Annotated in this window: 11 protein-coding genes; 7 read left to right on the top strand and 4 right to left on the bottom strand. The window is 68.8% G+C overall.

Annotation, left to right across the window (positions count from 1 at the left end; translation table 11 throughout):
- Window positions 1-2: 2 nt before the first annotated feature.
- Both OG936_RS09960 and OG936_RS09955 read right to left on the bottom strand, forming a co-directional pair.
- Entirely contained in the window at window positions 3-785 is a 783-nt protein-coding gene (locus OG936_RS09960; protein WP_383756378.1) for a metal ABC transporter ATP-binding protein, read from the bottom strand.
- Between the two features lie 38 nt (window positions 786-823).
- On the bottom strand, window positions 824-1,777 hold the full coding sequence (locus OG936_RS09955; protein WP_406493990.1) for a metal ABC transporter substrate-binding protein: 954 nt from the start codon (window positions 1,775-1,777) through the stop codon (window positions 824-826).
- Between the two features lie 208 nt (window positions 1,778-1,985).
- Here OG936_RS09955 and OG936_RS09950 point away from each other — a divergent pair, with 208 nt between their 5' ends.
- From OG936_RS09950 to OG936_RS09940, 3 genes are all read left to right on the top strand, one after another.
- Window positions 1,986-3,368, top strand: coding sequence for a glycine--tRNA ligase (locus OG936_RS09950; protein ID WP_383756382.1), 1,383 nt, complete (start codon window positions 1,986-1,988; stop codon window positions 3,366-3,368).
- A 116-nt stretch (window positions 3,369-3,484) separates the two neighbouring features.
- Window positions 3,485-3,688 (top strand): hypothetical protein, encoded by a 204-nt coding sequence (locus tag OG936_RS09945; protein WP_383756383.1) that lies wholly within the window; start codon window positions 3,485-3,487, stop codon window positions 3,686-3,688.
- A gap of 187 nt (window positions 3,689-3,875) precedes the next feature.
- Window positions 3,876-4,142 carry a DUF6243 family protein gene (locus OG936_RS09940; RefSeq protein ID WP_406493989.1) on the top strand — a complete coding sequence of 89 codons (267 nt, stop codon included), beginning with the start codon at window positions 3,876-3,878 and terminating at the stop codon, window positions 4,140-4,142.
- Window positions 4,143-4,245: 103 nt separating this feature from the next.
- Here OG936_RS09940 and OG936_RS09935 read toward each other — a convergent pair whose 3' ends face one another.
- Entirely contained in the window at window positions 4,246-5,730 is a 1,485-nt protein-coding gene (locus OG936_RS09935) for an MFS transporter (RefSeq protein ID WP_406493988.1), read from the bottom strand.
- A 70-nt stretch (window positions 5,731-5,800) separates the two neighbouring features.
- On the opposite strand from OG936_RS09935, the gene dusB reads away from it, so the two are divergent.
- The 4 genes from dusB to OG936_RS09915 all read left to right on the top strand — a co-directional run bounded on the left by dusB (window position 5,801) and on the right by OG936_RS09915 (window position 12,420).
- Window positions 5,801-6,949 (top strand): tRNA dihydrouridine synthase DusB, encoded by a 1,149-nt coding sequence (gene dusB, locus OG936_RS09930; protein ID WP_383756392.1) that lies wholly within the window; start codon window positions 5,801-5,803, stop codon window positions 6,947-6,949.
- 707 nt (window positions 6,950-7,656) lie between these two features.
- Window positions 7,657-10,404 carry a pyruvate, phosphate dikinase gene (gene ppdK, locus OG936_RS09925; RefSeq protein ID WP_383756394.1) on the top strand — a complete coding sequence of 916 codons (2,748 nt, stop codon included), beginning with the start codon at window positions 7,657-7,659 and terminating at the stop codon, window positions 10,402-10,404.
- A 524-nt stretch (window positions 10,405-10,928) separates the two neighbouring features.
- Window positions 10,929-11,903 (top strand): ArsR/SmtB family transcription factor, encoded by a 975-nt coding sequence (locus OG936_RS09920; RefSeq protein WP_383756396.1) that lies wholly within the window; start codon window positions 10,929-10,931, stop codon window positions 11,901-11,903.
- A 103-nt stretch (window positions 11,904-12,006) separates the two neighbouring features.
- On the top strand, window positions 12,007-12,420 hold the full coding sequence (locus OG936_RS09915; RefSeq protein ID WP_406493985.1) for a VOC family protein: 414 nt from the start codon (window positions 12,007-12,009) through the stop codon (window positions 12,418-12,420).
- A 34-nt stretch (window positions 12,421-12,454) separates the two neighbouring features.
- On the opposite strand, the gene OG936_RS09910 is transcribed toward OG936_RS09915, so the two are convergent.
- Window positions 12,455-13,384, bottom strand: coding sequence for an oxidoreductase (locus tag OG936_RS09910; protein ID WP_406493983.1), 930 nt, complete (start codon window positions 13,382-13,384; stop codon window positions 12,455-12,457).
- Between the last annotated feature and the right edge of the window lie 53 nt (window positions 13,385-13,437).

The following is a 13,437-nucleotide window of genomic DNA, read 5'->3' as shown; positions in this document are numbered from 1 at the left end:
GATCAGCTCAGCAGTCCCGTCCGGACGGGCTCGGAGGCCGCGTGGGGGTGTACATGGTCGTGTCCGGGCAGGGCGTGCTGGCCCAGCGCCTTCGGGGGCGGCCCGTCGTGCATCACACAGCCGTCGCGCAGCACGATCGCGCGGTCGATCAGTGGCTCCAGCGGGCCGAGCTCATGCAGGACGAGCAGCACCGTGGTGCCGGCCGCGACCTGTTCACGGAGCGTCGAGGCGAGGATCTCCTGGCTGGCCAGATCGACGCCGGCCATCGGCTCGTCCATGATCAGCAACTCCGGTTGGGCGGCCAGCGCCCGGGCGATCAGCACCCGCTGGTGCTGCCCGCCGGAGAGCGCGTCCACCGAGTCCTTGGCCCGGTCGGCGAGGCCGACGAGCTCGATGGCCCGGTCGACGGCAGCCCGGTCGGCCTTGCGGAGCAGACCCAGCTTCGTCCGGGACAGGCGCCCCGAGGTCACGACCTCACGGATCGTGGCGGGGACACCGCCGGCCGCCGTGGTGCGCTGGGGTACGTATCCGACGCGCGCCCAGGAGCGGAAGCGGCGCAGCGGGGTGCCGAACAGTTCGACGGAGCCGCCGGTGAGCGGGACCTGACCGATGACGGAGCGTACGGCGGTCGACTTGCCCGAGCCGTTGGCGCCGAGCAGGGCGACGACTTCGCCGCCGTGGACGGTCAGGTCGATGCCGCGCAGCACCGGACGCGCGCCGAGCGTGGCCGTGGCGCCGCGCAGGGCTATCACGGGTTCGGTCGTGGTGCTCCCGGGCTCGGGCATGAGCGACTCCGATGCGGCTGTGACGGGTGTTGCGTGGATCACTTCGCGCCGAGCGCCTTCTGCAGGGCGGCGAGGTTGGACTGCATGACTTCGATGTAGTCAGCGCCCTTGGACTTGTCCGTGATTCCCTCCAGCGGGTCCAGGACGTCGGTCTTCAGGCCGGTGTCCTTGGCGAGGGTCTTCGCGGTCCTGTCGCTGGCGAGCGTCTCGAAGAATACGGTGGAGACCTTGTTCTTCTCCGCGATGGTGTGGATCTCCTTGATCCGGGCGGGGCTGGGCTCGGCCTCGGGGTCGACGCCGGCGATGCCCTCCTGGGTCAGGCCGTAGCGCTCGGCGAGGTAGCCGAAGGCGGAGTGCGTGGTGATGAAGGTCTTGGTCGCGGTTTTCTTCAGGCCGTTCTCGTACGCCGTGTTCAGGCCGTCGAGCTTGGTGACCAGCGCTTCCGTGTTCTTGCGGTAGTCCGCGGCGTGGTCGGGGTCGGTCTTCTCCAGCGACTTCCCGACGCCCTTGGCGACCTCGGCGTACTTCACCGGGTCCAGCCAGATGTGCGGGTCGGCCCCGGCCTCGTCGCCGTGGTGCTCGTGGCCGTGCTCGTCGGCGCCGGTCTCGGTGCCGTGGTCCTCCAGCGTGGTGAGGGTCGAGGCGTCGATGACGTTCTTCGACCCGGACTGCTTGATCGCGTCGTCCACGGCGGGCTGGATGCCCTTGACGTAGAGGATGTAGCCGGCGTCGGTGAGTCCGCCGATCTGCCGCGGGCTGAGCTCCAGGTCGTGCGGCTCCTGGCCCGGCTTGGTCAGCGTGGTGACGGAGACGTGCTTGCCGCCGATCTGCTCGGCCAGGAACTGCATCGGATAGAACGAGGCCACCACGTTCAGCTTGCCGCCGTTCTTGTGGTCGGCGGCGTCCGAGGAGGAGCAGGCGGTGAGCGCGGTGAGACCGAGGACGGCTGCTCCGGCGACGGCGGCAGTGGGTATGAGGCGGCTTACGTTCATGACAGTCATTTTCAACAAAACTGGAAACGATTGTCAACAAGGCTGATGAGATGACTCCTCGGCAGTCCGTGCCGATACCGATTTGATCCCAGGGGCGTGCCCGCCGGTAATCTTGGGTATTCGCCCGCCCGTCTCCCGACTGTCACCCCCCACCGAGGCGCTTCGCGCCACCCTTGTCCAATTTCGCCGTCGTAATGAAGAGAGCACCGTGGCCGCCGACAAGATCGACTCCATCGTCAGCCTGAGCAAGCGCCGTGGCTTCGTCTATCCCTGCAGTGAGATCTACGGTGGTCAGCGCGCCGCCTGGGACTACGGGCCGCTGGGCGTGGAGATGAAGGAGAACCTCAAGCGCCAGTGGTGGCGCTACATGGTCACCTCGCGCGAGGACGTGGTCGGTCTCGACTCGTCGGTCATCCTGGCCCCCGAGGTGTGGTCCGCCTCCGGCCACGTCGCCACGTTCACCGACCCGCTGACCGAGTGCACCTCCTGCCACAAGCGCTTCCGCGCCGACCACCTGGAGGAGGCGTACGAGGAGAAGCACGGCCACGCTCCCGCGAACGGCCTGACCGAGCTCAACTGCCCCAACTGCGGCAACAAGGGCACCTTCACCGAGCCCAAGCAGTTCTCGGGTCTGCTCTCCACGCACCTCGGCCCGACCCAGGACTCCGGCTCCGTCGCCTACCTGCGTCCCGAGACCGCGCAGGGCATCTTCACCAACTTCGGCCAGGTGCAGCAGACTTCGCGCAAGAAGCCGCCGTTCGGTATCGCCCAGATGGGCAAGTCCTTCCGGAACGAGATCACTCCGGGCAACTTCATCTTCCGGACCCGCGAGTTCGAGCAGATGGAGATGGAGTTCTTCGTCAAGCCGGGCGAGGACGAGGAGTGGCAGCAGTACTGGATGGACCAGCGCTGGAACTGGTACACGGACCTCGGCATGCGCGAGGAGAACATGCGCTGGTACGACCACCCGGCGGAGAAGCTCTCGCACTACTCCAAGCGCACCGCCGACATCGAGTACCGCTTCCGCTTCGGCGGCAGCGAGTGGGGCGAGCTGGAGGGCGTCGCCAACCGCACGGACTACGACCTCAAGGCGCACTCCAAGGCCTCGGGCACGGACCTGTCCTTCTTCGACCAGGAGGCCGGCGAGCGCTGGACTCCGTACGTCATCGAGCCGGCGGCCGGTGTCGGCCGCGCGATGCTCGCCTTCCTCCTCGACGCCTACATCGAGGACGAGGCGCCCAACGCCAAGGGCGTCATGGAGAAGCGCACCGTGATGCGTCTCGACCCGCGCCTCGCGCCGGTCAAGGTCGCCGTCCTGCCGCTGTCCCGCAACCCGCAGCTGTCGCCGAAGGCCAAGGGCCTCGCCACCGACCTGCGGAAGAACTGGAACATCGAGTTCGACGACGCGGGCGCCATCGGCCGCCGTTACCGCCGTCAGGACGAGATCGGTACGCCGTTCTGCGTCACCGTCGACTTCGACACCCTCGACGACAACGCGGTGACCGTGCGCGAGCGCGACACCATGAAGCAGGAGCGCGTCTCCCTGGACCAGATCCAGGCCTACCTCGGCGCCCGGCTGCTGGGCTGCTGACGCACCGCGGTTTCCCGGCGAAGCCCCCGGTTCCCCGTACCCCGTACGGAACCGGGGGCTTCGTTGCAGACTGTCCACGCCGAACAGTTGCGTCCACGCGTCACCAGGAGGCCCGTATGCCGTCCACGACCACGAGCAAGGTCAGCAGATGGGATCAGCACGGCCGTGAACACATCGTCCACGTGACGAAGCCGGGGATGCAGCGGCAGTTGGACTGCGACACCTGCGGCTGGCGCAAGGGCGTCCAGTTCCTGCCCTGGCTCAAGGCCGAGGAACATCTCGCCGAGGCGCACCGGGCAACGGTCGACCGGACCGCCTGAGCGGGCCGCGGGCGCCGACCCGGTGGAAAACCGGGTGCTGAGCCCGTTCCGGCCGGGGTACGGTTCGGGCATGTCTTCGTTCTTCCAGATCTACGAGTGAGAGTGCGGCGGGCCCGACCGCCCGCCGCCCATCGGACCGATCCAGGTCGCCTCAGACCTCAATTCTCACCACGAATGGGAGAACGCCGTGGCCAAGAGCCGTAACAACCTCCTCGGTGTGGGCGGACAGCGCAAGAAGCTGTCCCGCGCCGAGCAGCAGGGCGTGGGCGCTGCCCGCACCACCGACCGCAAGGCGGCCGCCGACCAGAAGCAGGAACTGCTGCGCAAGATGCGCGAGCGCGCGCAGTCGGGATCAGCCTCCGACTCCGACGACGGCTCTGTCCGGGCCGAGCCGTCGTCGGACGGCACCGCGCAGCCGAGCGCGTCCGAGCAGGACGACTCGGCGCGGAGCTGACGCCTCCTGATCACCCGTACGACCGTGGGCCCGGATCACCTGAAGTGGTCCGGGCCCACGCCCTTGTCCGCTTGTCCGCGCCCCGGCGGCGGCCGCTCCGTCTTTACACCCTGGAGCTTGCCGACGCCTGATCCCCGGCAGCGGCGCCCGCCGACGCCTCCAGGCGCTCCGCGGTCCGGCGCGCCGTTTCCCGCGCCCAGCGCCCGCTGGTCAGTGCACCCACGAGCAGGACGGACAGCCCGCACCCGCTGAGGATCCACCAGGCGGGCTTGCTCGCGTCCACGAACCCGGTCGCGTACGCGGCGCTACGCGGGGACCCCGTACCGGCCACGCCCGCCGCCAGCACCGCACCGATCACGGCGACCCCGAGCGTCCCGCCGACCTGCCGGCTGGTCGAGGCGACCGCCGCCGCCACACCGGCCTGCGAGCGCGGCATCCCGGAGACGGCCGTGTTGGTGATCGGCGCGTTCACCATGCCGAAGCCGAGGCCGAACAGCACGTAGCCGGTGAACAGCAGGACGTCGTTCGTCTCCGCGTCGAGCGCGGCGAACATCAGCCCGCATGCCGTCATGGCCACCCCCGCCACGAGCAGCGGGAGCCGCGGCCCCCGGCTGCCGACGAGCCGCCCCGACAGCGGTGCGCAGACAAAGGTCAGGGCCGCCATCGGCAGCATGTAGAGCCCGGCGTGCAGTGCGCTCAGCCCGCGCACGTTCTGCAGATAGAGGGTGTTGAGGAAGAGGAATCCGCTCAGCGCGGCGAAGGCGCAGACCGCTATGACGGTGGCCCCGCTGAACGGGGCGCTGCGGAAGAAGCGCAGATCGATCAGGGGCTCGGCACGCCGCGGCTCGTACAGCAGCAGCCCGATCAGGGAGCACCCGGCGAGCGCGGCGAACAGCAGGATCCGCGGCGAGTCCCAGCCCTCCGAGGGCGCCTCGATGATCGCGTACGTCAGTGAACCGAGCAGCGCGATCACCAGCAGCTGCCCCACGGGGTCGGGACGGCGCGGCTTCGGGGCGCGGGACTCGGGGACGTACCGCCAGGTGAGCAGGAGCGCGACGAGACCGACCGGCAGATTGATCCAGAAGATCGATCGCCAGCCGACCGAGTCCACCAGCAGACCGCCGATCACCGGGCCCGCCGCCATGGAGATGCCGACGACACCGCCCCACACCCCGATGGCGCGGGCCCGCTCGCGCGGGTCGGTGAAGGTGTTGGTGATGATCGACATCGCGACGGGATTCAGCATCGAGCCGCCTACCGCCTGCACCATCCGGAACGCCACCAGCGACTCAAGGTTCGGTGCCAGGGAGCAGAGGACCGAGCCGAGGGTGAAGAGGACGAGCCCGATCTTGAAGATCTTCCGGCGCCCGATCCGGTCGGCGGTGGAGCCCGCGAGCATCAGCAGCGACGCGAGGACGAGGGTGTAGGCGTCGATCGTCCACTGCATGCCCGCCACGGTGGCGTGCAGTTCCTTCTGCATGGACGGCAGGGCGACATTGAGGACGGTGTTGTCGAGGCTGACGATCAGCAGGCTCATACAGCAGATCGCCAGTACCAACTGCCGTCGGTGGGGGCTCAGCTCGGGCATACATGGATAGTACGGTTAACTAACGAACTCTGCTGGCGGGGCGCTCCGCGCCGTACGCGACAATGGAGCAATGACCACGCTCGCCCCCTCGCTCCCGCAGCTCCGGATAGGCCCGCACACGGTGCAGCCGCCGGTGGTGCTCGCCCCCATGGCCGGCATCACCAACGCCCCGTTCCGCACCCTGTGCCGGGAGTTCTCCGGCGGCAAGGGGCTGTTCGTCAGCGAGATGATCACCACCCGGGCGCTGGTCGAGCGCAACGAGAAGACCATGCAGCTCATCCACTTCGACGCGAGCGAGACCCCGCGCTCGATCCAGCTGTACGGAGTGGACCCGGTCACCGTCGGCAAGGCCGTCCGTATGATCGTCGACGAGAACCTCGCCGACCACATCGACCTGAATTTCGGCTGCCCGGTCCCCAAGGTGACCCGCAAGGGCGGCGGCTCGGCGCTCCCGTACAAGCGGCCGCTGCTGCGCGCGATCCTCAACCAGGCGGTTTCCAACGCGGGTGACCTGCCGGTCACGATCAAGATGCGCAAGGGCATCGACGACGACCACATCACCTATCTCGACGCGGGCCGGATCGCGGTGGAGGAGGGCGTCACGGCCGTCGCCCTGCACGGCAGGACGGCCGCCCAGCACTACGGCGGCACCGCCGACTGGGACGCCATCGCCCGGCTCAAGGAGCACGTCCCGGAGATCCCCGTCCTCGGCAACGGCGACATCTGGTGCGCGGACGACGCCCGCCGGATGATGCGCGAGACCGGCTGCGACGGTGTGGTCGTCGGGCGCGGCTGCCTGGGCCGCCCCTGGCTGTTCGGCGACCTGGTGAGCGCCTTCGAGGGGACGCGGACGCGGCAGGCGCCGGGGCTCCGGGAGGTCGCCGACGTGATGCTCCGGCACGCGACGCTGCTGGGGGAGTGGATCGGCGACGAGACCCGTGGCGTGATCGACTTCCGCAAGCACGTCGCCTGGTACCTCAAGGGTTTCTCGGTCGGTTCGGAGATGCGCAAGAAGCTGGCGATCACCTCGTCGCTGGAGGAGCTGGGCGGGCAGTTGCGGGAGCTGGACCTTGACCAGCCGTGGCCGGACGGCGCCGACGGGCCACGCGGACGTACTTCGGGCAACAACCGCGTGGTTCTGCCGGACGGCTGGCTGAAGGACCCCTACGACTGCGCGGGCGTCGGCGCCGACGCGGAGCTGGACACCTCGGGCGGCTGACGGGGCTGCCCCCGGGTTCTTCCGGGGCTCCCAAGAGCCGCACAGGCTCCTGGGAGCCCCTTTTCGTGCCCTTCCGGCCCCTTCCGGCCCCTTCCGGCCCTTCCGGAGCCCTTTCGGCCCTCCGGACCCCGTCGGAGGCTCACCGCAGCACAGGCACCGCGTGCCGCATCGCGAGCGTCGCTCATCTGAGCGACTTATTTGGCCGGGTTCGACGACATCCGGCCATGGGTGAGTCCCGATAGATCCACATCGGACTTCGCGCAGCCATATCTGTTCACGCTCGGCTGCGTCTCGATGATCAACGCGTGACCGACAGGCGCCGCACACGCGTCCGGATGGTGACATCTGAGCGCTGCTCGTAGAGTGATTCTCGCCACCCTGAGAACCGAGACGCTCAGATGAGCGCGAATTTGAGAGCTGCACTTCTCAAATGGTGGCACTGGGTGCCAATGGGCTCCATTTTGATCGATCGACGTTCCCGGTGCTCTGTGTGATCGATCAGCGGGATTCCGGTGGCGCTGAGTGCTTATTCATTCAAGAAGTGAAGACATTCCTTCGATCGAGGGACGGACCATGTCACTTTCGATCTGCTGGCGGACGGGTGGTTGAGGCCTCATGGCGCGCAAGCGGACGTACCCAGACACCTTCGATCTGGGTATGTTCCTCGCCGTCAGGGCAGCCACCGCGTCCTCGAGGAGTCGAGACCCGTGTCGGAAAACAAAGATCCCCACGTATCCACCCCGGAATCCCGGGAGGCCCAGGGCCAGAAGTTCGTTTATGACTTCACCGAGGGCAACAAGGATCTGAAGGACCTCCTCGGTGGGAAGGGTGCCAACCTCGCCGAGATGACCAATCTCGGGCTTCCCGTCCCTCCGGGCTTCACCATCACCACCGAGGCGTGCAAGGTCTACCTCGACAGTGGCGAGGAGCCGGCGGAGCTCCGGGACGAGGTCAGCGCACATCTCGACGCCCTTGAGGCGCGGATGGGCAAGAAGCTCGGCCAGGCGGACGACCCGCTGCTGGTCTCGGTCCGCTCCGGGGCGAAGTTCTCGATGCCCGGCATGATGGACACGGTCCTCAACATCGGCCTGTCCGACGAGTCCGTGGCCGGTCTCGCCACCCAGGCAGGCGACGAGCGGTTCGCGTGGGACTCCTACCGCCGCCTCATCCAGATGTTCGGCAAGACCGTCCTCGGTGTCGACGGCGACCTCTTCGAGGAGGCGCTGGAGGCGGCGAAGGAGGCCAAGGGCGTCACCGTCGATGTGGATCTCGACGCGGCCGACCTGAAGAAGCTGGTCAAGCAGTTCAAGAAGATCGTCTCGCGGGACGCCGGACGTGACTTCCCGCAGGACCCGCGCGAGCAGATGGACCTGGCCATAAAGGCCGTCTTCGACTCGTGGAACACCGACCGGGCCAAGCTCTACCGCCGCCAGGAGCGCATCCCCGGCGACCTCGGCACGGCCGTCAACGTCTGCTCGATGGTGTTCGGCAACCTCGGCCCCGACTCCGGTACGGGCGTCGCCTTCACCCGTGACCCGGCCAGCGGGCACCAGGGCGTCTACGGCGACTACCTGCAGAACGCGCAGGGTGAGGACGTCGTCGCCGGTATCCGCAACACCGTGGCGCTCGCCGAGCTGGAGTCGATCGACAAGAAGTCGTACGACCAGCTGATGCGGATCATGGAAACCCTCGAAACGCACTACAAGGACCTGTGCGACATCGAGTTCACCATCGAGCGCGGCCAGCTGTGGATGCTCCAGACCCGGGTCGGCAAGCGCACCGCCGGTGCCGCCTTCCGGATCGCCACCCAGCTCGTCGACCAGGGCCTGATCGACGAGGCCGAGGCGCTCCAGCGGGTCAACGGGGCGCAGCTCGCGCAGCTGATGTTCCCGCGCTTCGACGACGAAGCGAAAACGGAACTGCTCGGCCGCGGCATCGCAGCCTCACCGGGCGCCGCGGTCGGCAAGGCCGTCTTCGACTCGTACACCGCGGTGAAGTGGTCCCGGTCCGGCGAGAAGGTCATCCTCATCCGCCGCGAGACCAACCCCGACGACCTCGACGGCATGATCGCGGCCGAGGGCATCCTGACCTCGCGCGGTGGCAAGACCTCGCACGCCGCCGTCGTCGCCCGCGGCATGGGCAAGACCTGTGTCTGCGGCGCCGAGGAGCTCGAAGTCGACACCAAGCGCCGCCGGATGGCGGTGGGCGGCCGGGTCATCGAGGAGGGCGACGTCGTCTCCATCGACGGCTCCACCGGCAAGGTGTACCTCGGCGAGGTCCCCGTCGTGCCGTCCCCGGTCGTCGAGTACTTCGAGGGCCGGATGCACGCGGGCGCCGACGACGCCGACGAGCTGGTCGCCGCCGTGCACCGGATCATGGCGTACGCGGACCGGGTGCGCCGGCTGCGGGTGCGGGCCAACGCCGACAATGCCGAGGACGCGCTGCGGGCGCGCCGCTTCGGTGCCCAGGGCATCGGCCTGTGCCGCACCGAGCACATGTTCCTCGGCGAGCGCCGCGAGATGGTCGAGAAGCTGATCCTCGCGGACACCGACGCCGAGCGCGAGACCGCGCTGGAGGAGCTGCTTCCGCTCCAGAAGGCCGACTTCATCGAGCTGTTCGAGGCGATGGACGGACTGCCCGTCACCGTACGGCTGCTCGACCCGCCGCTGCACGAGTTCTTGCCCGACATCACCGAGCTCTCGGTACGGGTCGCGCTCGCCGAGTCCCGAAAGGACGCCAACGAGAACGACCTGCGCCTGCTCCAGGCCGTGCACAAGCTGCACGAGCAGAACCCGATGCTGGGTCTGCGCGGGGTCCGTCTCGGCCTCGTCATCCCCGGCCTGTTCGCCATGCAGGTACGGGCGATCGCCGAGGCCGCGGCCGAGCGCAAGAACGCCAAGGGCGATCCGCGCGCCGAGATCATGATTCCGCTCGTCGGCACGGTCCAGGAGCTGGAGATCGTCCGCGAGGAGGCCGACCAGGTCATCGCCGAGGTCGAGGCCGCCACCGGTACCCGGCTGAAGCTGAGCATCGGCACGATGATCGAGCTGCCGCGCGCCGCGCTGACCGCCGGTCAGATCGCCGAGGCCGCACAGTTCTTCTCCTTCGGCACGAACGACCTGACGCAGACGGTGTGGGGCTTCTCCCGTGACGACGTGGAGGCCTCGTTCTTCACCGCGTACCTGGAGAAGGGCATCTTCGGGGTGTCGCCGTTCGAGACGATCGACAAGGACGGCGTCGGCTCGCTGGTCCGCAGCGCCGTCGCGGCCGGCCGGGCCACCCGCCCGGACCTGAAGCTCGGCGTCTGCGGTGAGCACGGCGGCGACCCGGAGTCGGTGCATTTCTTCCACGAGGTGGGCCTGGATTACGTGTCCTGTTCCCCGTTCCGTATCCCCGTCGCCCGCCTGGAGGCGGGCCGGGCGGCGGCGGACTCGTCCGGCAGCGACAGCCGCTGACCCGGCACCCGCCCCCCTGACCCCGGATCCGCCGTCGGCCCACTCGTACCCTCACCGAGCCGGCGGCGGCTCCGGAACTCCCGGAGGCGGCGGCACCCCGCGCGGGGTGCCGCCGCCTCCGTTTCGTTCTGGGGAAACAAGTTGTTCGACGTTGTGCCTTTTCTCGTTCCCTGCGCAAAGTTCGTTCCCTGCGCAAAGACCCGGACCGGGGCGGGCCGGAGCGCCGGACCCGGAACGGACCGGGGTGCGGCCCCTGGATCCCCATCCATGGGCCGCACCCGGCCTACCGCCGTCGGGCACGGAGCCGCACCGTCGCGCACCGTCGCCGAACGAGCAAAACCCCCCACGGCCTTCACTCGCTCTTCCGGTGGCACCGGATTCGCACCCGACGACGTACAGCCTTTCGGGTGCCGGGGTGTGGAGGCGAGACGTTTCACCTCTGGCCGAAACCCCGTGGTGACGTGCTGTTACGGATCACCTACCCTTGAGCGGGGGTAATTGCAGGTGCAACAAATGGGGGTTCGGTGCTGCGTATCCACATGTCCGGTGTGGACCTTTCCAAGGTGCGGATGGCTACCCGGCCCGATGCGCTGTGGGAAACCATTCTGAGTTTCCATCGGCTGCGGGACCGGCGTGGTCCCGCGGTGTTCGGGAAATGGCGTACGGAAACCCGACCCCGGTTGAACAGTGAAGTACGTCTGTTGTCCGCCGTGATTCCACCGCGCGGCTATTTCCCGGACTTTCTGACGCCATCTCAGGAAAGCGGCGAGCCCTACGGCATCGACGCCGGAATACAGGCGCTGCGCGACACCCCGCCCGGGCGGATCCGCGCAGAACTCGCCCTGCTGGCCGCCGGACGCCGCGAGAGCGCCCGCACCCAGGACGGGCGCGTCGAATCGCTCGACCGGCTCGTCGGCGCACTGCGCAGCTACCACCGCGCCGCGATCGAACCGTACTGGCCGCACATCCAGGCCAGCGTCGAGGCCGACCGTGCTCTCCGCGGCCGAGCCCTCCTGGACGGCGGCGCGGAAGAACTGCTCGCCTCCCTCCCGCCCATGATCCGCTGGCGGGCCCCCGTGCTGGAGGCGGACTACCCCGTGGACCGCGAACTCCATCTCAACGGCCGGGGATTACTGCTCCAGCCGTCCTTCTTCTGCCGCGTCACCCCGGTCGTCCAGCGCGACCCGCGACTCCCGCCGGTCCTCGTCTACCCGGTCACCCACTCCCGCGCCCCGGTCTTCGCCGAACCGGGCCCCTGGCTCGGCCGGCTCCTCGGCCACACCCGCTCGACGGTCCTGCGGGCCATCGGCAGCGGCTGCACGACCAGCGAACTCGCCCGCCGGGCAGGAGTCTCCCTCGCCTCGGCCAGCCAGCACGCCTGTGTGCTGCGCGAGGCGGGCCTGATCCACACGCTGCGGCACGGCAGCTCGGTCCTGCACACGCTGACCCCGCTGGGCGGATCGCTGCTCCGGGGCGGCGCGCCGCTCGCCCTGTCCTGACCCCGCGGGACGGAGAATTTCCTCGCCGGTACCGATGAGTTCCGCGCAGCCCCGCCGTCTACCTGTCGTAAAACGTTAGAACACCAGAGAGAACGGAACAGCCATGCCTCAGATGATCTTCGTGAACCTGCCGGTCAAGAACCTTGAGACCACCAAGGCCTTCTTCGGCAAGCTCGGCTTCTCCTGCAACCCGCAGTTCAGCGACGAGACCGCCGCATGTCTCGTCATCAGCGACACCATCTTCGCCATGCTCCTCACGGAGCCCCGCTTCAAGGAGTTCACGAAGAAGGAGATCGCCGACTCCTCGAAGTCCATCGAGGTCATCCTCACGCTCAGCGCCGAGAGCCGCGAGAAGGTGGACGAGCTGGTGGACACCGCCCTCGACTCCGGGGGATCGCCCGCCAACGAGCCGGTGGACTACGGCCACATGTACGGCCGTTCCTTCCAGGACCCGGACCACCACATCTGGGAGGTCATGTGGATGGACCCGGCCGCCGTCGAGGGTCAGCAGTCCTGAACGCGCCGATCAGCGGTGGCGTATCCGGTCCTCATCAGGTCGTGAGCACCGGATACGTCACCCCCGTGAGCTGCTCGGACGCCACCCAGAGCCGCTCGCTCGCCACATCGTTCAGCGTCCAGCCCGCCCGCCAGGACGGGGTCGGTGCGCCGCGCCAGCCCAGCAGCTTCGGGCCGATGAACGAGTCGGACCGCACGCCGGGCGCGGTGGCCGCGTACAGGGTGGGCAGCGCGCCGGACGACGCGGGCTGCGCGACGAGCCGGTTGCCGAGCCGGAACACCAGGTCCGCAGCCTTGCGGTTCTCCATCCGGACGCCCGCCGTCTGCAGATTGGTCGCCGCGTAACCGGGGTGCGCCGCGGCGGCCACCACCTCGCAACCGGCGGCCGTCAGGCGCCGCGCCAGCTCGTGGACGAAGAGCAGATTGGCGGTCTTCGAGCGGCCGTAGGCGATCCAACGGCGGTAGTTCCGCTCGCTGTTGAGATCTCCCATGTCGATGTTGGACAGGGCGTGCATACCGCTGGAGACGCTCACCACGCGCGCCCCGGGGGTGCCGAGGAGCTTCGGGAACAGCAGCCCGGTGAGGGCGAAGTGCCCCAGGTGGTTGACGCCGAACTGCCTCTCGAAGCCGTCCGCCGTCTTCCCGTAAGGAAGGGCCATCACACCCGCGTTGTTGATCAGCAGATCGATCCGGTCGGGCGTGTGCTTCGCCGCGCACGCGCGTACGGAGTCCAGATCGGCCAGATCGAGCGGTACGAACTCCACGTCCGCGCCGGTCACGGCCGTCCGGATACGGGACGCGGCCTCCTTGCCGCGCGACTCGTCACGGCAGGCGAGCAGTACGCGCGCGCCGTGCCGGGCCAGTTCCCGCGCCGTGATCAGCCCGATGCCGCTGTTGGCTCCGGTGACCACGGCCGTACGGCCGCTCTGGTCGGGGATGTCGCTCGCGTTCCAGCCCTGGCTCATGGGCCCAGCGTACGGCCGCGGCGCGCGGCGAGAACGGGCCGGGCGGAACCGGT

The organism is Streptomyces sp. NBC_00846, from assembly GCF_045207325.1.
Taxonomy (GTDB): Bacteria; Actinomycetota; Actinomycetes; order Streptomycetales; family Streptomycetaceae; genus Streptomyces.
The sequence above is the reverse complement of the archived record's forward strand: the minus strand, read 5'-3'. Positions and strand labels throughout refer to the sequence as shown.